This window comes from Acinetobacter sp. YH12227 (assembly GCF_013417785.1).
In the GTDB taxonomy this organism is placed as follows: domain Bacteria; phylum Pseudomonadota; class Gammaproteobacteria; order Pseudomonadales; family Moraxellaceae; genus Acinetobacter; species Acinetobacter gandensis.
Window position 1 is genome coordinate 17,408 of the sequence record NZ_VPDH01000034.1, and the last position, 21,177, is coordinate 38,584.

Sequence of the window (21,177 nt, forward strand, 5' to 3'; positions counted from 1 at the left end):
ATGAATCTCCTGGCATTGTTTAAACCCTTATTACAACAAAGCTTCAAAACGACAGGTATTTATCTACTTATCATCGCTTTAACTTTGGCGATTAGTGCTACTACTGCATTAAAGTTTAGTAATGAGCAAATTCAAAACGCAGTGGCATTGCAAGCGGCTGAAATGTTGGCTGCCGATTTGGTATTGACCGATAACGAACACATTCCAGATGTATGGCAAAAAAAAGCTACGCAAGATGGTTTAGCGCAATCTAATGTTACCCTATTTAGCAGTATGGCGCATACAGCTGATCAATTTGTGATGGTCAATGTGAAAGCTGTAGATGCCAATTTTCCTTTACGTGGAGAACTCAGAACTTCACCGACACTCAATCGATCGATTCAAGCTGGAGAGGTGTGGCTCAGTCAGCGTGCGATGGAATTATTACAGGTCAAGTTGGGAGATACTGTACAGATTGCAGATGCATCTTTTCGATTTACAGCACAAATTTCCCATGACTCAAATCAAGAACTTGGTTTTGGCGGTTTTTCACCGACTGTAATCATTGCACAATCGGAAGTTGCTCGAACTAATGCAATTCAGGTGGGCAGCCGTATTGAGTATCGCTTATTACTTGCTGGGCAGATGCAGCAAACGAAAACCTATGAAAAGCAATTTAAACAAATCGTGGGTCATGATGCAGACACTACGTTTGATGAAACTCAAGCGCAACAACAGGATTCATCTCAAACGAGCTTGAAACTGCGTAATGCTAGTGAAGGCAATAGCCGCTTAATGAAACCGATCGCCAATTTAGAAACGTTTTTGCAATTGGCCAATATCTTAACAATCTTACTCTGTGGAATTGCCATTGCCTTAAGTAGTCAGCGTTATGTGCAACAAAATCAAGATGCCATTGCATTGATGAGATGTGTTGGTGCGACGAAGCAACAAATTTTAATGGCGTATTTAGCACTGCTGGCTGTGGTCTTTGTTATTTCTATTGTGCTAGGTAGTGTGATTGGATTAGGGCTTGGATTTGTGTTGCTACAGTTAATGCTGCAACTCATTCCACATTTGGCGCTTGAATTTTCAGCCTGGTCTATGCTGATTGGGCCGCTGCCTATTGCGATGTTAACCAGTGTGATTGTATTGCTTGGCTTCGTGGTTCCAAGTTTATGGCAATTGCTTAAAACGCCACCTGCACGGATTATTCGTCAGCATGAGCGTTCAGTTCGTTCCATGTTATGGATGTTGATCACTGGCACGTTGGGCTTACTCATTTTTTGCGTCATTTTAACGGAAAATCTACAACTGACCTTATGGGTTGTAGGTGCAATTATTGTGCTTTGTTTAGGGCTTTATGCGTTGATTTGGCTAGGGTTGAAAAGCTTAAAGGGCCTACGTATTAAATTATCTGCTTATATCCGGACGCCATATCAAACTGCCTTTCAAATTACCGCACTGGCTTTGGGTTTGAGTCTGATCACTGTTTTAGCTGTGTTACGTACTGACTTACTAGAGCGTTGGCAGCAGCAATTACCTGAAGGTACGCCTAACCAGTTTGTTTATGGCTTACCACCTTTTGAATTGGCTGACTTCCAACAGCAACTTAATTTGCATGGTTGGAAGGGTACTCCTATGTATCCAAACATTCGAGGTCGTTTGGTTGCAAAAAATGATTTGCCATTTTCAGAAACATTGCTAAAGACCAATAACTCTTTAAGGCGCGAGCTGAATTTGACCCAAGCAGCGACTTTCCCTAAAGATAATAAAATTATCACGGGCCAAACTGCGTTTGAAAAAATAGGAGAGGTTTCTGTTGAAGTCAAAACTGCGCAAGCTTTAGGAATTCAAATTGGCGATCAACTCACTTTCAGTTTACCTGAGGGGCTACTACAAGCCAAAGTGATTAATCTACGCAGTGTGGAATGGGAAAGTTTTAGTCCTAATTTTTTCTTTATATTTTCGCCCCAAACCATGGATGAAAATGCCGGAAGTTATTTAGGCAGTTTCTATGTACCGGAGCAAGACAAAGGGCAATTGATTCAGCTGATTCAGCAATTTTCTAATACAGTATTTATTGATGTCAGTTTAATTTTAGATGAGATCAAGCGTATTGTTGCGGTATTGGTACAGATCATAAGTCTTTTGGCATTGTTGGTCAGTGTCTCAGGTATTTTGGTGTTAATTGCCTGTTTAAACCTGTTAATGGATGAACGTAAAAAAGAAGTTGCACTGTTACGCTCATTTGGAGGTTCTAAACGTAAGCTCAAAGCGATGCTGAGTACGGAAATTGGTTTAATTGGTTTTATTTCAGGTGTGGTGGCATGTGTGTTTGCTGAGGTGATTAGTGCGATTGCCAGCTATAAAATGGAGTTGATCATTCAACCCCATTGGGAAATATGGCTGATTTTACCGATGTGTATGACACTGATATGTGCGTTGATTGGTCGTTATCGATTGAGCTATTTATGTGATATTCCACCTTTAGAAAGCTTGCGTGATATTAATAATTAATCTCTTAATCGTGAAACCCTAATCATTATTATGAAACCTGAGTCATTGAATCTCAAAATATGCAAAATAGGGCGCAAACATCGCGCTCTATTTATTTAACAGATGTGATTTTCGTGGTAGCAATTAGCCAGCCAAGGATTTCTTCATTAGTAGAATAAAGTGTTCCCAAAGTGGGGCAATTGGCTGAATTAACTGTTGGCAATATTGATAAAAAAAGTAAATGATGATGATGCCAAGCATAAGACCCACGATTTTAAATAGGATGGCCTTTTGTATTTTTTCACCGATATACCAGATGAAAGCCAACAGTGCACCCATTAACATACCACCGATATGAGCTGCATTATTGATCCCGCTAATCATAAAACCCATGGCTAAGTTAATCCCCATCACCATCAGCAAGGTTTTTTTATCAAGTAAAAAGCGTTGGCCTGGCAAAATAGGCATCAATGAAAGAATAGTTAGGGCAGCACCTAAGCCCATAACTGCGCCTGATGCACCTGCGCCAATACTTGGGAATAAACTCTGATCAGCTGTTCCTGCTGCAAGGAGGGCATAGCTGTCTTGAATCGTTAAATAGCCACTCAGTAAACTGCCCATCAACCCAGCGAGAAGGTACAGACCGATAAAATAAATACGTCCAAGCATTTGTTCAGCAATGCTGCCAAAAATATACAATGCCCACATATTCAGCATGAGGTGAATTAAGCCAAAATGAAAAAACATGCTAGTGAATAAGCGGATGGGTTCCTCTAAAAAGGTTAAAGGTGCATAATCAGCACCCCATCGTAGTGCATCGAGAGTGTCGGGGTGGCTGATGTTCATGCCATTTAAAATCTGCCAGCCAAACAGTCCGACATTGATGGCGATGAGCAGTGCTGTAATCCACCAAAGTTGGATTTGTAGTTTGCTGGTTGATACAGCGGGAGGCTTAAGTTCAGACATGCTATTCTTGTACTGTGTCAATGTATTTAAAAATAAGCTTAACATGAAAAAACAGAATTTCCGGAGTAACGCACTGACATGAAAGCCTTTATTGTTCGTACATTGTTAATTCTTGTCAGCTTGTTCCTACTCGTACAGCTTTGGATTTTTAGTAGTTTGGTGTGGTGGCGTACACATCCTGTCGAATCGACCATGATGATGCGTCTTGATTATTGGTCAGAGCCGTCTAAACCGATTAAGCATGAATGGCGTGATTATGACCAAATTAGTGACTATGTAAAACATGCTGTAGTTGCTGCGGAAGATGGTAAATTTTTACAGCATAAAGGCTTTGACTGGGAAGGTATGCAGTTTGCGCTAGAGCGTAATAAGGACAAAGGTAAAGTTGTTGCAGGTGGTTCAACGATTTCACAACAATTGGCTAAAAATTTATTTTTATACAATAAGCGTTCTTTTATTCGTAAAGGTCAAGAAGCAATTGCTACTTGGATGATGGAACGAATGTGGTCGAAAGAACGCATTTTAGAGGTGTATCTTAACTCTGTTGAGTTTGGCGATAATATTTATGGTGTTGAAGCAGCAACACAGCATTATTTTGGTAAAAGCTCACGTAGTTTAAGTCGTGAACAGGCTGCGTTTATTGCAGCAATTTTACCGAATCCTAAATACTATGATGAAAATCGAAATGATAGAAAGCTAAACTATCGTAAACGGTTGATCCAAAAATATATGCGTTACAGCCACATTCCAAATTAAATGATTTGAAATATTCTAAAATATCGAAGCATCGTTTTGAAATGAAACAAAAAGCCCATTTTTATGGGCTTTTTTTATGAAATTGTCACAAATTTGAAGCATACTTAAAGCAGAACATCACACATTGTTAATTATGGGTTTGAGATGAATACCGCAGCTGAAGTCACGCCAGTTCCAACTGAATATACTTATAATGATCGCTATATCAATCGTGAACTTTCGATTCTCGATTTCCATCTGCGTGTACTTGAACAAGCGGTTGACCCCATTCATCCATTATTAGAGCGGATGAATTTCTTACTGATTTTCTCGCGTAATCTCGATGAGTTTTTTGAAATTCGTGTTGCAGGGATGATGGAGCAGCTCGATTTAGGTAATGAAAGTCGTAGCCCTGATGGCTTAACTCCGAAACAGGTGTTAGATGAAATTTCTGCGACAGCGCATGCTGCAATTGAACGCCAGTATCGTATTTTAAATCAGGAAATTTTACCTAAACTGCGTGAGGAAGATATTTGCTTCTTACGCCGTGGGGAATTAACGCCTGCACAATCGGCTTGGGTAAAAAAGTATTTCCAAGAACAAGTTGCACCAGTATTAACCCCAATCAGTTTAGACCCTGCGCATCCATTTCCACGTTTGGTGAATAAGTCTTTGAACTTTATTGTCACTTTGGAAGGAAAGGATGCCTTTGGTCGTCAAATTGACCTTGCTGTTGTACCTGCGCCACGCTCATTACCGCGTGTTGTACGTTTACCAGATGAATTAACTGGTGGTAAAGAACATCATGTGATGTTATCGGCCATTATTCATGAACATGTATCAGATTTATTCCCAGGTATGACGGCAACTGGTTGTTACCAATTCCGTGTCACACGTAATGCAGATTTGGCCTTAAATGAAGACGTAGAAGATTTAGCCAAAGCACTGAAAGGCGAGTTGAATTCACGTCGTTTTGGTCGTGCTGTGCGTTTAGAGGTTACGGAAAATTGTCCACAACATATTTATGATTATTTGCTGGATGAGTTTGATTTAGAAGAAGAGCAACTTTATAAAGTGGATGGGCCTGTCAACCTTGCTCGTTTACTCTCAAACTTCAAGCGTCCACATCTTCGTTATGATGCACACATTCCTGTGATTCCAAAAGTGCTGAAAAAGTCAGAAAACATTTTCAGTGCCATGCAAAAGCAAGATATTTTATTGCATCATCCGTTTGAATCTTTTGCACCAGTCATTAACTTATTGCGTGAAGCAGCACGCGATCCACAAGTTTTAGCAATTAAGCAAACGTTGTATCGCAGTGGGGCAGACTCAGAAATTGTACAAGTGCTGGCAGAAGCAGCACGTAATGGTAAAGAAGTCACTGCTGTGATTGAGCTGCGTGCACGTTTTGATGAGGAATCAAACATTGCTGTAGCGAATGTATTACAAGAAGCTGGAGCAGTAGTTGTTTACGGTATCGTTGGCTATAAAACCCATGCCAAAATGATTTTGGTGGTACGCCGTGAAAATAACAAACTGGTACGCTATGTACACTTAGGTACAGGTAATTACCATGCAGGCAATGCACGTATTTATACCGATTATGGTTTGCTTACAACTGATAAAGAGCTATGTGAAGATGTGCATCGTATCTTCCAAGAACTAACTGGTATGGGCAAAATGGCTAAACTGAAAAAGTTATTACATGCGCCATTTACATTACATGCTCAACTCATCAATTTTATTGATACTGAAATTGCCAATGCTAAAGCTGGGAAACCGGCACAAATTATTGTCAAAGTGAATGCCTTAACAGAAGTTCAACTCATCAATAAATTGTATGAAGCATCACAAGCTGGTGTGCAAATTGATTTGATCATTCGTTCGATATGCTGCCTACGTCCAGGTTTGCCAGGTCTATCTGAAAATATCCGCGTACGATCAATTGTTGGACGTTTTCTTGAGCATACCCGTGTGTATTATTTCAGCAACAATGGCAATGCCCGTATTTACTGCTCAAGTGCGGATTGGATGGATCGTAACTTATTCAACCGTGTTGAAGCATGTTTTCCAATTGAAGATCCAGCTTTGAAGAAACGTATTTATCAACTTGGATTGGTTAATTATCTAAAAGATAATCAGCAAGCTTGGTTGTTACAAAGTGATGGTCGATGGATTCGCACCAAGGTGCAAGATGGTGAGATACCGCATAATTCTCAACGCGTGTTACTTGAAGAAATTAAATAAGCAAATTATGTGTTTTTATCTGATTGTTTAACTTGAATAGAGGAAGCTTCGGCTTCCTTTTTCAATTTTAATAATTATGTTTGGCAGAGTTTGAATCACATTTAAATGATGGGGTAAAGATAAGTCTAAGCATAATTGATCAATTTACGATAAATGTTTTTTATAAAACCATCAATTTGATAGGTGGAAAATTTGAGTTCATCGACCATTTGTTCTTGTGTCGCACTGTGGCTCACCATATTGAGTATTTGATATTCTGCTGGTTTTAAACTTAATTTATGTTCCTGTTCAGATTGATTGCTAAAGGTTTCATTCAGCAAATAAGATGCAAAACTTTGATGCAAAGAAGCACCTCCACGCAAAATAACTTTTAATTGTTTATACGTATCTTCAGCTGGCTGATCCATTAATAAATATGCTGTAGCACCGAGTTGTAAAGCATGTAGAGTTAAATCAGTGGATTGTGTTTTCACTAAGATAATCAAACTACTCGAAGGATATATTTTTTTAATTTTTTGAATAAAAGCGATATCAGATTGTTGTGTTACCGCAAAGAAAATAAGATTAGGCAATTGATTGAAAATATTGAATTCAGCATCTTTCAAGTTTGAAGTATATGTGACAATTTCTTCAGGGTAGCCTAAATCTTTAAGGATGTGGCAAAGTAAAGTTTTCGACGTGACCATCTGGTGATCAATGATCAATGATCAAGACTGGAACTGGTAATAAAAATTCGCTTGGCATAAATAGCCCCTATTATTTTTTTAATCGAATTGCATTTGCCTAATGTGCGTTATTTAGATGTGAAAAAAAATACCTGAAACTAGGTATTTGATTGCTAAAGTATATTTAAGTTATTGTGATTCATTATATTTTTTATAATGTTTGATTTTTGATTGTTTATGCTACGCATATAGAAGCTTTTATGGTGTTTTAGTACACAAATTATGTTTAATGTAGTTTTTATGAAAGCAATAAAATAATTTTGTATCGCTGTCGAGATAAGCAATTTTGGAGAACTGTAAAGTTATTCTAAATAATAAATTTTATTTTTTAAGGTTTTTTTGGTGCGTTTTTGAATTAGAATTCTGTTAATTTTACCCAATTAATAAGACCAAAGTATAATTATTCTAATTAAGACTCAATATTTTCACTTTTGCTAAAATATATATCTGCAGTGATGAGATTAATTAATCTGTGAATGACTTAACCTAAATATATTTTATCTTATTGTATATCTGGTTTTTTATTCTCAAATGCAGATTAAAATACCCAATTATAGGGATTTAATCATGGTGAGCTTAATCTTAATATAGTTTGTATCTTCTTACTTATCTGGCTAGTGTGAAGATGATATTAGGGGTAGGACACTCAAAATTGTCATACATATTCCTTATAGGGCTACTTGAATGAGTAAGCCCTTTTTCTTTACTATTTTGTAGTAAATATTCATTTATTATTTTATAGAAATAATTTGATCTAACTTTTTCTTAAACAAATTTTAACGATATTTAAATAAAAAAGAGAGCATCAATGCTCTCTTTTAAAAACTCCAAAGAACTTAATAACTTAATGTAAGTCACTAGTGATCTTTTGCAGAATTTGCAGTAATACATCAAACTCGCTTTGTAGTGGTGTACTCTTACGTGTCACTAAAGCAAGGGTACGACTTGGGCCGGCTTCAATTTCTTTAACAGCCAAATCAGGGTTTGCTTTAATCATATTGGTATGAATAGCAATCTCAGGTAAGAGTGTAAAGCCGAGGTCAGCAGAGACCATTTCAACCAATGTCGGTAAAGAGCTCGCTTTTAAGCGGTGATCATTTTTACGTTCGCCAATTGGGCATGCACTTAATGCATGGTCACGTAAGCAATGTCCTTCTTCTAAAAGCATCAAACGTGAAATATCTAGATCATCCAGTGATTTTGCTTGGACTGCATTTTGATCTGCTTTGTTGTAGACCAAGAATAAAGTTTCTTTGGTAACTTCGGCAACTTTTAATCCACGAGTATCAAAAGGAAGGGCAAGCAGAACCATATCAAGGTTACCATGCTCTAACTTCTCTACGATTTTTTCACTTTGTGCTTCGTGTAAGTACAACTGAATTTTTGGCAATTGCTTGTGGACTTCTTCGAGCAATGGCGCAAGTAAGAAAGGTGCAATTGTTGGAATTACCCCTAAGTGCAGATCACCTGTCAACGGTTCACTCATTTCACGACTTAAGCGCATTAAGTCTTGGGCATCAGCCAATAGAACACGGGCTCGGCCAACAACTTGCTCGCCAAGAGGGGTTAAACGTACATTTTGTCGGTCGCGTTCGACCAATACACCACCTAATAAACGCTCAAGTTCCATGATCCCGCCAGACAAAGTTGACTGGGTGACAAAAGAACGACGCGCAGCTTCAGTAAAATGCAGCGTTTCTGACAGTGTTACTAGATATGACAGCTGTCTTAAAGATGGTAATGCAGCCATAGTGTCCTAATTTATGTTTTAAAGTGATCAGCAAACAAACCGCTAAGATATGGAATAAAATGCGGTGGGATATCATGCCCCATTCCATCAATTAATTCAAACTTAGCACCTGAAATTGCCTTTGCAACTGCCTTACCATGGCTTGGCGGTAGCAAACGGTCGCATGACCCATGAACGACAAGGGTTTTATGCTGAATCTGTTTGTCTAGTTGCAGCAGGGAACCTGTACATAATATTGCTAAAAACTGTTGAAGTACACCCGCTGGATAATAACTTCGCTTATACAGTTTACGCGCAGTCTGTAGTGCTTCGAGCTGATTAATATAGCCTGGCGAGCCTATAATATTAAAAACGCGCAAGCTATGATCAATAATACCATCTTCGTCTCTAGATTTCGGTTTTTCAATCAGACTAAAGAGTTGTTTGGGAAAAGGGGGAGGAAGCAACGGTTGAATGTTACTGGTAAAGAGCAAGCTTAATTTTTCAACTTTATCCGGGAATCGCGCAGCAACAATTTGTGCAATCATGCCGCCCATCGATGCTCCTAAGATGTGTACTTTATCTAAACCCATACGATCAATCAGTAGCGCAACATCATCGGCCATATCATATAAATCGTAGGGTGCGCCCTGGTTTTCTAAACCCAAAGCAAAACGACCCATCAATTTAAATGTATTTAAGCGTGGCCCCGAATTACGAATTTTACTTGAAAGGCCAATATCACGGTTATCGAAGCGTATAACTCGATAGCCTTGATCAATCAAAGATTTACAGAAAAAGTCAGGCCAATACAACATTTGTGCCCCTAGACCCATGATCAGTAATACGGCTGGATGATCTGGGTTACCGCCAGCTTCTACATGCAATTCAATGCCATTACCCAAATCAACACGAGTTTCATGCATAAAAGATGTGTAAGGTGAGACATTAAACTGAAGGGCACTATTCATTATTGTTTTTCCTAAAAAAGGACGTCTTGTTTACAGGACGTCCTTGTATTTAAACCTTAAACTGAAGCGGGAATCAAGTCTGGAACCTGCTTAGTCAAAGTTAAACGTTGCTTCGCTGCTGTAGCACCCAATAATACAAATCCACGCAGTACACCATCAGCATCAATAGCACGAGCAATCATACCATCGTCCAATTCTTCAGTTTCCCATTGAATTTCAACATCAATAGGTGCGGGAAGTACGGTTAATGGTGCAGCAGGAGTTTTTACCGCTACAGGCATTGCTGGATAATGCACTGCTGTTTGTTCGCCATTTAAGGTTTTCGCCAAAGCGCGAGCCTGTTGCATAATTGGCATCACATACGGAAGTAATGTCCCATTCACTTCAGCACAGTCGCCTACTGCAAAGATGTCAGATAAGTTGGTTTCTAGGCCGGTATTGGTTAATATACCACGACTGGTATGAATTCCAGCTGCTTTTGCCAAGTTAATCTCTGGTTGTAAACCGATTGCTGACAGTACAACATCTGAAACCAGTGTTTGACCATTTGCAAGGTTGACGAGATAGTCACCATTATCAATACGCGACACTTTTTCAACAGTTGTGCCTAATACAAACTGAATACCTGTTTCTTCAAGATTTGTTTGAAATTGATCTGCAACATGTGCAGGCAATAAGCGCCCCAAAGGTTGTGGAGCTAAGTCGACTACGGTAACTTGTGCGCCTGTGTTTTGTAAGTCATTGGCGAATTCACAACCAATTAAACCCGCACCTAAAATAACAACCCGTTTGTCGCTACGCGCCTCAAGTTGCTTACGAAAGGCTTTGTAATGGTCAAGATTGTTCACGACATGAATGTCATCACTGCCATCACCCGCAATTGCAAGGCGAATCGGATTGGCACCTACAGCTAGTACAAGTTTTGAATAGTTTAGTGTGTTGAGTTGAGCATCTTTTTCGTAACTTAAGCTGTGTGAACTTGCATCAATGCTTTTTACCCAACTGTTATTAATGATTTGCATATTTAGTTGTGCAGACATTTTTGCTGCATCGCCTAAGGCAATTTGTTCAGGTGCTTTATTGGCAACGAGAGCATTTGACAGGGTTGGTTTTGCATAGTTATAGGCATCATCTGCACAGATCATGATAAGTTCTTGTTCAGGATTTAACTTGCGTAACTCACGTGCTACGGCATAGCCCGCCATACCAGAACCAATAATGACGATAGGGTGCATACTCAACTCCAAATGCGATTTATATTTTTACAGGCAAAAAAAAGACCATAGCGAAGATGGTCTTTGAATGTGGTTATTAGATTTCAACCATTTCAAAATCTATTTTTGATACGCCACAATCTGGGCAAGTCCAGTCATCGGGGATGTCTTCCCATTTAGTACCAGCAACAATTCCGTCTTGAGGCCAGCCTTCTGCTTCGTCATAAATCCATCCACAAACGATGCATTGATACTTTTTCATTCCATTCTCCAAAAACTGACGCAAAATAAGGTCAGTAAAAATTTCATTCCTGTACAGGTAATCTTTGCCTTATACAGTAGACGCTTATGTTAAATTTTTACGCAGTTCTGACTATAAAGTAAAGTGGCTAAGAGTTTAATCAGCGAAATTAAAAGCAGAATGGCAGTCGAGGACAATAAATATCTTTAAATACCTAAATCTTTCGATTTTTGTTAGACAAAACAACTTTGGTCTGGACTAGTTTTGGTTAGACAGTGATTTCATCGCTCCAAGAGCAAAGCTATTTTGTTTCACTTTTCATGCGATTAAGACTAAAGTCGCGCAGAAAAAAATCGATGAATCAGTTATTTTATAATTAGATAAATACATATTTGATATTTATTAAATAAATAAAATAATAAAATCAATATTTTATGTAAAATTGCTGTATTTTAATCAGTCACTATTCTATGTCTATCACTGTATTTTTTTTTGAATAAGCGTTAAAATTCACACATTCCTTCCTTATTTATTTTTCTCCTATTATGAGTAATTCTACTGCTGCTGCACTGTGGTCTAACATTCGTACTGTCCAAGATTTCCCTAAACCAGGGATTAGCTTCTTTGACCTTACACCGTTATTCATGAATAACATTGGTCCATTAACAGACGCTTTGATTGCAAGTATTCCTGCAGAAAAATTAGCAGAAGTAGATAGCTTTATTGCTGTTGAAGCGCGTGGCTTTGTATTGGCAAGCTTGCTTGCACAGCGTACAGGTAAAGGTCTTGTTTTAGTTCGTAAAGCAGGCAAGTTACCACCCCCAGTTGTAGGTGTAGGCTATAGCTTAGAATACGGTCTAGATCGTTTAGAAATGTCTGCAGAAATTCAATCACAAAAAGTAATTATTGTGGACGATGTGTTGGCAACAGGTGGTACTTTGCGCGCAGTTAAACAGTTAGCTGAAAAATGTCATCACGAAGTTTTGGGTGCAAGCATTTTCCTTGATCTTCCTGATTTGCACAAAGATTTAGGGATGCAGATTTGGTCTGTTCTTGACGATAAATCACGTCCAGAAGTTGCTGCAGCATAATTTAAAATGCGTTGATATGTCTTAAGTTGATACGTTTGAAATTGAAAAAAGGCTTTGTTGATGACAAGGCCTTTTTTTATGATTATTTTTTATAGATAGAAGTTGAAGAATAAAGACCTGAAAATAGTTTAGTATTGATGTAGATAATTTTCTTCAATCAGTTGAATAAGTTGATTTATATTTTCAGGGCAGGCCAAGCGATGATGACCGCCTTGGACAGATTGAATTTGCATATAGTCTTCCAGCTGATGTTCAACCCGATGCATATCTAAAATTTCATCACCAAGTTCCAAATAGGCGATCTGAGGAATATCATGATCCAAGTCGGCATCGTTAATGGCCGGATAATCATCTCTAAAATCTGGATATAAACTCGGATTGGCAATCACGCAAGGAATACGATGAAATAGCGACATTTTTAATGCCCAATAGCCTCCAAGGCTATGACCTACAATAATATCCGGGCGAATCTTTTCTATACTTTCATGATAAAAATCGGCAACCGTTTGAAAATTTAAGTTGCGATAGTCCACTTCAATACAAAACTTATGCTTTGCATCAATGGCATGGAATTTTGTAGATTCACGCGATGAATCTAAACCATGTAAAAACAGAATTTTAGATGAGCTTACGGTCATTGTTTTTCTACGCACTGTTTTCAAATATTTTCTGAGTTGAATATTTTACTTTTCAACGAATTTATGTGCTTATTGTAGTCAATTTAGACGCTTTAATAATCTAGCTATTGGTCTAATTCGTCTGTCAAATAAAGACTTTAGTCTTAAATTGGTTTCGAAACCCTATGAAAGGTTAGAAGGGCGAGTAGTTGATTTTATTTGATATTTTTTATGTTAATCGTAACGGGTATGGGTATTTTTTAAAAGAATATATAGGTGTGGTTTGCTATATTAAATGCAGCGTTTAAGCATTTGGCAAGGTGAACTCAAAATATTCCAAAATGGGGGATACATGGCTGAAAGCGTTAAATTTGCTTGAATCATTTTAATTTTATTAAAAATGCTGAATGCGCTTACTGCTCAAGCGGAAGTAAATCTGCTATGCTATGCAACTTCCGATTTTTAACTATTTGAGACAGAGATGACGCAACATAACGCTCAATCGACTTCTGAACAAGCCATTTCCGAAAACGATTTAATTGCACAGCGTCATGCCAAGTTAGAGCACATCAAAGAGCACGCCAAGGAAACAGGTGTTAGCCCGTGGCCTAACACATTTAAGCGTGAACACTATGCACAAGATCTACAAGACCAGTTTGCTGATAAATCAAAAGAAGAAATTGAAGCAGGTGAACAGGTTCATGTAAAAGTCGCTGGTCGTGTGATGTTGAACCGTGGTTCATTCATTGTAATCCAAGACATGACGGGCCGTATCCAGCTTTATGTACCACGTAAAGAATTGGCTGCTGATGTGCTAGCAACAATTAAAGGTCTAGACCTTGGTGATATCATTGCAATCGAAGGCTATATCGGTCGCTCTGGTAAAGGTGATCTTTATGTTCACATTGAACATTTTGAGCTTTTAACTAAGTCTCTTCGTCCTCTTCCAGATAAATTCCACGGTTTAACAGATACTGAAGTTAAATACCGTAAGCGTTATCTTGATCTCATCATGAATGAAGAAACACGTAAAACTTTTGAAATTCGTGCAAAAGTGGTGTCTGGTATTCGTTCATATTTGAGCAATGAACGTTTCATGGAAGTTGAAACACCGATGATGCATGTGATTCCAGGTGGTGCGTCTGCGCGTCCATTTGAGACTCATCACAATGCTTTAGATATGCCATTGTTCTTACGTATCGCACCTGAGCTTTACTTGAAACGTTTGGTCGTTGGCGGTTTTGAACGCGTATTTGAAATCAACCGTAACTTCCGTAATGAAGGTGTGTCTACACGTCACAACCCAGAATTTACCATGATCGAATTCTACCAAGCTTATGCAGATTACAAAGACTTGATGGCTTTGACTGAAAATATGCTTGAGAAACTTGCAATTGATATCTTGGGTTCTACTGATGTTCCTTATGGTGAAGAAGTGTATAGCTTCAAAGGTCCATTCAAGAAAATCTCAATGTTTGATGCGATTCTTGAACACAATCCTACATTCACACCTGAAAATGTTTCTGACCGTGAGTTCCTTGCGAACTTCATTAAAAATGAACTGAAAGAGCAAGTTAAACCAGGCTTTGGTTTAGGTAAACTTCAAACTATCGTGTTTGAAGAAACAGTAGAAACTCAGTTACGTCAGCCGACATTTATTACTGAATATCCAGCGGAAACGTCGCCATTGGCACGTCGTAATGATGACAACCCACATATTACAGATCGTTTTGAGTTCTTTATTGGTGGCCGTGAGTTAGCGAATGGCTTCTCGGAATTAAATGACCCAATTGACCAAGCTGAACGTTTCCAAGCACAAGTTGCTGAAAAAGATGCAGGCGATGATGAAGCTATGCATTATGATGCTGATTTCATTGAAGCACTTGAATATGGTCTACCTCCTACCGCAGGTGAAGGTATTGGTATCGACCGTTTGGTGATGTTATTTGCCAATGCTGCAAGTATCCGTGAAGTGATCTTATTCCCGCATATGCGTCATAAAAACTAATTACAAGTTTTAGTCAAAAAAGTCCGCTTAATGCGGGCTTTTTTATGGCTTAAATTCTATGACTCAAATTAGGGACAAAAAAATACGCAATGATTGGGGTATTCACTGCGTATAACAACGAATCTGTTTTCACAGGTTCGGTAAAGGAGAAATGTTATGAATTGGGGAATTCATAAAACATAAAAAGATAATAAAGTGAACCACCAGTCATTTCATTGGTGTTCACGTTAAGTCATGTTACCTAACGTTAAAATTAAGGAGATTCTGTGAAGTTAATCATATTGTTTTTTGAGTATTAAAAAAGCCTTTCATTTTGAAAGGCTTTTTAACTACTGAAATAAACCAAATGTTTAGAAGTGGAATACACCTAGACCCGATTTAATTTCGTCTAAAGTTTGCTGTGTGATATCGCGGCACTTGTCAGTACCTGTTTTTAAAATATCCATGATGTAATCAGGATCTTTTTGTAGTTCCATACGACGTTCACGTATCGGGCCAATTAGCTCTTTTAACACAGCTTCAAGACGTTTTTTCACTGTACCATCACCTAAACCTCCACGGCGATAGTGTGCTTTTAACTCTTCAATTTCTTCTTTGTTGGTATCAAACGCATCTAAATAAGTGAATACAACGTTGCCTTCGACTTGACCTGGATCTTCAATACGAAGATGGTTTGGGTCGGTGTACATCGCATTGACAGCTTTTTTGATGTCTTTGTCTGACGCATCAAGCACGATGGTATTGCCTAATGATTTGGACATTTTTGCTTTACCATCAAAGCCAGGTAAGCGACCTACATTTGAAAGTAATGCTTTACATTCAGGCAGAACTTCTCGACCAATTTGACGGTTTAAACGACGAACGATTTCGTTGGTTTGTTCGATCATTGGAATTTGGTCTTCACCGACTGGTACGACAGATGCTTTAAATGCTGTGATGTCAGCGGCTTGAGCCACTGGGTAGCATAAGAAGCCAGCTGGAATATCACGTTCAAAACCACGCATTTGAATTTCAGATTTAATCGTAGGGTTACGTTCTAAACGTGAAACTGTCACGAAGTTAAGATAGAGCATTGTCAGTTCATTTAATGCAGGTAAGCATGATTGAACACAAATTGTTGTTTTAGTTGGGTCAATGCCCACAGCTAGATAATCTGTAGCAACTTCAATAATATTGCGACGTACTTTTTCAAAATTGTCAGCATTATCTGTTAATGCCTGCGCATCAGCTAAAAGAAGGTGCTGATGATGAGAATCTTGTAAACCCACACGTGAACGTAAAGAACCTACAAAATGACCTAAATGTAATTGTCCAGTTGGACGGTCACCAGTCAAAATCACTGGACGATTATCTTGAGTACTCATTATCTGTTCCAAGAGGTAGTCAATGCTACGGCTATATATCAAAGAATGGCACCATTGTACGGCATTCTTTTTTTGAATGTTACTGACGCGGCACATTTGGCTGAAATTTGAGTGATTTTTTTGTTATATATTAAAAAACTAAATACAAATATTTGATCAATTCACCTTACAATATTAAAAAATGCCCTAAGGATAAAAATAATGGCCAGTAGTTTATTAATATTACTTGATGATATAGCAACGGTGCTCGACGATGTCGCGGTCATGAGTAAAATGGCTGCCAAAAAAACTGCAGGCGTGTTAGGGGATGATCTCGCATTAAATGCCCAACAGGTGAGTGGAGTGCGTTCTGAGCGAGAGCTTCCGGTTGTATGGGCGGTTGCAAAAGGCTCATTTGTAAATAAATTAATTCTTGTTCCTGCTGCTTTACTGATTAGCGTAGTCGCACCTTGGTTGATTACGCCACTGCTAATGATAGGTGGTTTATTTTTATGCTATGAAGGCGTAGAAAAAGTACTACATAGTTTGCATCATAAAAAAGCTAAAACAGAAGAAACGGCTAGTGCTGAAATGCAGAAAATCGAGACCGATTTAGCCACCTTTGAAAAAGAAAAAGTCAAAGGGGCGATACGAACTGATTTTATTTTGTCAGCCGAAATAGTAGTGATTTCACTAGGTACTGTGGCCGCAGCTGCATTTGGTACCAAAGTCATGGTGCTTTCAGTGATTGCTATCGTAATGACTGTAGGTGTGTATGGCTTTGTGGCCATGATTGTAAAAATTGATGATTTAGGTCTTTATTTAACAGAGCAGGCTTCAAGCTTTAAACAAAAAATTGGACGTGGATTGCTTGCATTTGCGCCTAAATTAATGAAAACCCTTACAATTGTCGGAACAATTGCAATGTTTCTGGTCGGCGGCGGTATTATTACCCATGGTGTGCCGCTGTTACATCATTTTATTGAAGGTTCTGTTGATTATGCTGAGCATATTCCGACAGTGGGTAGCATTTTTGGTGCTTTAACACCGACTTTGATTAATTTGGTTATTGGGTTTATTGCAGGTTTAATTGTGCTGTGTGTTGTATTGATGATCCAAAAAGTCTGGCCGAAGTCAGATAAGTCATCATCAAATAAAACACATTGATATTCAATATTTTCTATAAGGAAGATCACTATGCGCTGGAAAGGTCGAAGAGTTAGCTCGAATGTGGAAGACCGTCGCGGTGGTGGCGGTGCTAAGGCTGGCGGTATCAGTATATTGGGTTTAGTTGTTGCATTTGTGGCTTGGAAGTTTTTCGGTGTCGATCCGCAGCAGGCGTATCAAGCAACCAAGCAAGTCACCTCACAAGGTCAAAGTGCTGAAGTCAAAGGTTTGGACAACCCAACCCCTGAACAACAGGAGGCTATGCAATTCGTGGGTACGGTGCTTGCTGATACCGAGGATACTTGGACCAAAGTATTTCAAGAGCAGTTAAATGCGCAATATAAACCGCCTAAATTGGTGATGTTTAATGGTGTGGTAAATTCAGGCTGCGGTACAGCTCAAGCTGCTATGGGTCCATTTTATTGCCCAGCCGATCAAAAAGTTTACATTGATACAGCATTCTTTAAAGATATGCGTAGTCAAATGGGTATTTCTGGTGAGCAAAACCAAACTGAATTGAATCGAAATGATCAAGCCGGAGATTTTGCCCAAGCCTATGTGGTTTCACATGAAGTGGGACATCATATTCAAACGATTTTAGGTATTTCTGAACAAGTTCAGCAAGCCCGTGCCCAAGCGTCAAAAGCTGAAGGTAATCGTTATTCAGTTATGCAGGAGTTGCAGGCAGATTGCTTTGCTGGAATTTGGGCGCATCATAATCAACAGCGTACGCAATTCTTGGAACAAGGCGATGTTGAAGAAGCAATGGATGCTGCACATAAAATCGGTGATGACTACTTGCAAAAAAGTGCGACAGGACAAGTGGTTCCAGATAGTTTCACCCATGGTACGAGTCAGCAACGTATGAAGTGGTTCGAAATTGGTTTGAAATCTGGCAGCATTAATAGCTGTGATACATTCAATCAACCGATTTAAAACTCAAAAATAAAAAAAGAGGATCTTGTTATCCTCTTTTTTTAAACTTGTATTGTCGCTTATTTATTTAAGAATGATTTGAAATTACGAATAATTCGAATGCTGACATACATTGCAGCTAATGCAAATAAAGCCACACCAAACACAATAAATTTCAAGCCTGAAATATCATGTTGATAGAACTGTTTCAATTGGTTCTCATCGTAATTTAGCGTTGTTTGCTTTTTGCTACGACTATCCGTAAACGTAACATTTTTAATGTAACTTAACTGACGCGTCTGTAATAATTCGATATGTTGAATTTGTCGTGTGTGGCTTTGATTATAGTCATCGAGGCAGATATCTGAGAGATGGTGCTCGCAGTTGATCTTGGCAATAAATCCATTGTTTGCCACCACAATAAAAATGGCGTTGTCAGGAGATTTATTATTCGATACAAGCACCAATTGCTCTTGAACGTTTGAATCTAGAGAAATAGTTTTTGCTTTTTGATAATGCGTTTCAGCTTGTAAAATTTCTTGTGTTTTACTGATACAAGTCCAGATTAAAGCGGCGGTAATTAAAAAAATTACACCTGCAAAAAAAAGACGGAATACGGTTTTAATGGTTTGGTGCATAAGAATCAGTAATCGTGCTAAATGTGCAATTAAACGAGCAAAGAACTCATATTTTAAATGATCTGATTTGAATGTGTTAAAAAACTTAAATGATACATGCACGTGATTTTAAATTCGGTACAATATTTAAAAATTAAATGCTAAAAAATTTAGTATTTATTTTATAAATACCTATATCTCACTATGTAGGCGACATAGCACCAAAATTGGGAATGAAATGGGAAATTACTTTTTTCTTCAAGTTTTTACAGTTATTTTTGCGCTCTCAATCGCAACTACAATATTTAATAAGCGGATATTAGGCTTTCCGCAAGCTATTGGTGTTCCTATTGTTTCCGCCATCTTTGTATTTATCTTGCAGTGGGGTGCAAGCCTGTTAAATGGTAACCAATTCGTTACCATTAATTTACACAATATTGAAGAAGCAGTTCGCCATATTGATTTTTATGACTTTCTAATCAATGGTGTGATCTGCTTTATTTTGACTTCATCAGCACTCAAATTTAAAGTTTCTGACTTACGTTTACATTGGAAACCCATCAGTATTTTAGCCAGTATCGCGCTTGTATTGTGTGCCTGTTTTTTTGGTGTTGTGCTGTATGGCTATCAATTTCTTATCGGCAATCACGTCGACCTTGTTGTACTGCTGTTATTAGGTGCAGCATTAGGTGCGACTGACCCAATTGGGGTAAAAGGGGTTTTAAGCTCGGTTCGCGCACCACATCATTTGATCGTGAAGCTAGAAGGTGAATCACTGTTTAATGATGCTATGTGTATCGCGGTCTTCATGACATTGCTAAATGTATTACAGGGCGAGCATTTCACTGTTTTGGGAACGCTTGAAACCTTACTCTATGAAATCGTGGTTGCGGTCATTATTGGTTGGGCATTTGGTCTGGGTATTTTACGTCTACTGCGTGGCAAGCATGAAATGGAATCCCTTATCCTAACGACTGCATTACTGGCTTGTGGATCTTATTTGGTTGCGCTATTTGCCCATGCATCTGCACCAATTGCATGTGTAATTGGTGGTTTAATCGTGGGAAATAAGTGGAAAGAGATTTTACAAGATCGTGAAATTCGCGAAGTAAATCATTTTTGGCATACGGTCGAAGGGATTATTAATTCTTTCCTATTCACCTTGATTGGTTTGGAATTATTTATTCTTGATTTAAGTTTCAGCCTGATCTTAGGGGGGATAGTTGCTTTCATTATTTTGCATGCGTCACGCTTCGCAGCCAACTATTTATCTTTTGCATTTTTCCCAAGTTTTCGCAAAAAAAGTTATAACGGTAGTTTAGCTATACTCTCGTGGGGAGGGGTGCGTGGTGGTATTTCGCTCGCCTTAATTCTTGCGGTTGCAAACATTCCAGAGCTTAGTGAATACAGTAGTATATTGATTGGTTATACCTTTATTGCGGTATTAATGTCTGGTCTTGTATGTGGTCTTGGCTTGCCAGCGGTAATGAATGCCTTTTACTACAACCCAAATGAAGAAAAGACTGGCTTTAAAGGTTGGTATCAACGTATGTGCCATAAGATGAATAAAAAGGGCTTTCAATACATTGTGGGGGAAGATATTCATGGCAATGAAACCATAACAGTGTATAACCCAGATGCATTGATTGATACTAAAGCAGATGATGGTGTTGCGGCTGTACATAATCCAGAGAAAGTACAAGAAGTTCGTCGCTTGGAAAATCCAGAGAACTTTTAACAAAGGATTGGACTGGTATTTTTTATATATCATGAAAAGGAATGCTTTAGCATTCCTTTTTTGATCAGTATTTGACAGAACTTTTTCTAACTATTGATGGCTAACTGTATTCGTATGGGGATGAACATAAAGATATCTCTACATTTGGCGACGCGTGATTTAACTTGTGTTCATACGTATGCTTGTTTAAATGTACCCAAGGTGGCAAAAGAATCGTATTTATACAGGGTGTAAATGTTGTGAACAGCACTATCTTAAAGTGAAAGAGGACTCCACCCGACAGTCAGGGTGGAGGTGAATTTCAAAGATTTTAACCTTGTTGGTTTTCAATGTATTTTTTAATAATATCCAAAGGTGCGCCACCACAAGACCCTG

At 38.4% G+C, this 21,177-nt stretch carries 17 protein-coding genes; 8 read left to right on the top strand and 9 right to left on the bottom strand.

Going from position 1 to position 21,177, the window contains the following annotated elements:
• Window positions 1-2,499: an ABC transporter permease gene (locus FTV09_RS09190; RefSeq protein WP_180058112.1), complete on the top strand. Its 2,499-nt coding sequence runs from the start codon at window positions 1-3 to the stop codon at window positions 2,497-2,499.
• 123 nt (window positions 2,500-2,622) lie between these two features.
• Here FTV09_RS09190 and FTV09_RS09195 read toward each other — a convergent pair whose 3' ends face one another.
• Complete coding sequence (locus tag FTV09_RS09195; protein WP_067762460.1) at window positions 2,623-3,444, bottom strand: rhomboid family intramembrane serine protease; 822 nt, start codon at window positions 3,442-3,444, stop codon at window positions 2,623-2,625.
• Window positions 3,445-3,522: 78 nt separating this feature from the next.
• On the opposite strand from FTV09_RS09195, the gene mtgA reads away from it, so the two are divergent.
• Both mtgA and ppk1 read left to right on the top strand, forming a co-directional pair.
• Complete coding sequence (mtgA, locus tag FTV09_RS09200) at window positions 3,523-4,200, top strand: monofunctional biosynthetic peptidoglycan transglycosylase (protein WP_067762309.1); 678 nt, start codon at window positions 3,523-3,525, stop codon at window positions 4,198-4,200.
• A 144-nt stretch (window positions 4,201-4,344) separates the two neighbouring features.
• Window positions 4,345-6,426: a polyphosphate kinase 1 gene (gene ppk1 / locus FTV09_RS09205; RefSeq protein WP_067762311.1), complete on the top strand. Its 2,082-nt coding sequence runs from the start codon at window positions 4,345-4,347 to the stop codon at window positions 6,424-6,426.
• A 125-nt stretch (window positions 6,427-6,551) separates the two neighbouring features.
• On the opposite strand, the gene FTV09_RS09210 is transcribed toward ppk1, so the two are convergent.
• The 5 genes from FTV09_RS09210 to rubA form a co-directional block, all read right to left on the bottom strand.
• Window positions 6,552-7,112 (bottom strand): DNA-binding response regulator, encoded by a 561-nt coding sequence (locus FTV09_RS09210; RefSeq protein ID WP_180058114.1) that lies wholly within the window; start codon window positions 7,110-7,112, stop codon window positions 6,552-6,554.
• A gap of 883 nt (window positions 7,113-7,995) precedes the next feature.
• Complete coding sequence (gene oxyR / locus FTV09_RS09215; protein WP_180058116.1) at window positions 7,996-8,901, bottom strand: LysR family transcriptional regulator OxyR; 906 nt, start codon at window positions 8,899-8,901, stop codon at window positions 7,996-7,998.
• An 11-nt stretch (window positions 8,902-8,912) separates the two neighbouring features.
• Entirely contained in the window at window positions 8,913-9,851 is a 939-nt protein-coding gene (gene estB / locus FTV09_RS09220) for an esterase EstB (protein WP_067762317.1), read from the bottom strand.
• Window positions 9,852-9,907: 56 nt separating this feature from the next.
• Window positions 9,908-11,086, bottom strand: coding sequence for an NAD(P)/FAD-dependent oxidoreductase (locus tag FTV09_RS09225; RefSeq protein ID WP_180058118.1), 1,179 nt, complete (start codon window positions 11,084-11,086; stop codon window positions 9,908-9,910).
• A gap of 76 nt (window positions 11,087-11,162) precedes the next feature.
• Complete coding sequence (gene rubA / locus FTV09_RS09230; protein ID WP_067728945.1) at window positions 11,163-11,327, bottom strand: rubredoxin RubA; 165 nt, start codon at window positions 11,325-11,327, stop codon at window positions 11,163-11,165.
• A 524-nt stretch (window positions 11,328-11,851) separates the two neighbouring features.
• On the opposite strand from rubA, the gene FTV09_RS09235 reads away from it, so the two are divergent.
• Window positions 11,852-12,397, top strand: a complete 546-nt coding sequence (locus tag FTV09_RS09235) for an adenine phosphoribosyltransferase (RefSeq protein WP_067762321.1) — start codon at window positions 11,852-11,854, stop codon at window positions 12,395-12,397.
• Between the two features lie 128 nt (window positions 12,398-12,525).
• Here the strand turns inward: FTV09_RS09235 and FTV09_RS09240 are convergent, their stop codons facing one another.
• Window positions 12,526-13,035 carry a YqiA/YcfP family alpha/beta fold hydrolase gene (locus tag FTV09_RS09240; protein WP_067762323.1) on the bottom strand — a complete coding sequence of 170 codons (510 nt, stop codon included), beginning with the start codon at window positions 13,033-13,035 and terminating at the stop codon, window positions 12,526-12,528.
• A gap of 460 nt (window positions 13,036-13,495) precedes the next feature.
• On the opposite strand from FTV09_RS09240, the gene lysS reads away from it, so the two are divergent.
• Window positions 13,496-15,022, top strand: coding sequence for a lysine--tRNA ligase (lysS, locus tag FTV09_RS09245; protein ID WP_067762325.1), 1,527 nt, complete (start codon window positions 13,496-13,498; stop codon window positions 15,020-15,022).
• A gap of 350 nt (window positions 15,023-15,372) precedes the next feature.
• On the opposite strand, the gene trpS is transcribed toward lysS, so the two are convergent.
• Window positions 15,373-16,386 (bottom strand): tryptophan--tRNA ligase, encoded by a 1,014-nt coding sequence (gene trpS / locus FTV09_RS09250; protein ID WP_067762329.1) that lies wholly within the window; start codon window positions 16,384-16,386, stop codon window positions 15,373-15,375.
• Between the two features lie 201 nt (window positions 16,387-16,587).
• Here trpS and FTV09_RS09255 point away from each other — a divergent pair, with 201 nt between their 5' ends.
• Window positions 16,588-17,532 (top strand): DUF808 domain-containing protein, encoded by a 945-nt coding sequence (locus FTV09_RS09255; RefSeq protein WP_180058120.1) that lies wholly within the window; start codon window positions 16,588-16,590, stop codon window positions 17,530-17,532.
• 30 nt (window positions 17,533-17,562) lie between these two features.
• Window positions 17,563-18,468: a neutral zinc metallopeptidase gene (locus tag FTV09_RS09260; RefSeq protein WP_067762333.1), complete on the top strand. Its 906-nt coding sequence runs from the start codon at window positions 17,563-17,565 to the stop codon at window positions 18,466-18,468.
• Window positions 18,469-18,527: 59 nt separating this feature from the next.
• On the opposite strand, the gene FTV09_RS09265 is transcribed toward FTV09_RS09260, so the two are convergent.
• Complete coding sequence (locus FTV09_RS09265; RefSeq protein ID WP_180058127.1) at window positions 18,528-19,085, bottom strand: hypothetical protein; 558 nt, start codon at window positions 19,083-19,085, stop codon at window positions 18,528-18,530.
• A 217-nt stretch (window positions 19,086-19,302) separates the two neighbouring features.
• On the opposite strand from FTV09_RS09265, the gene FTV09_RS09270 reads away from it, so the two are divergent.
• On the top strand, window positions 19,303-20,802 hold the full coding sequence (locus FTV09_RS09270) for a sodium:proton antiporter (RefSeq protein ID WP_180058121.1): 1,500 nt from the start codon (window positions 19,303-19,305) through the stop codon (window positions 20,800-20,802).
• The last annotated feature ends 375 nt before the right edge of the window (window positions 20,803-21,177 follow it).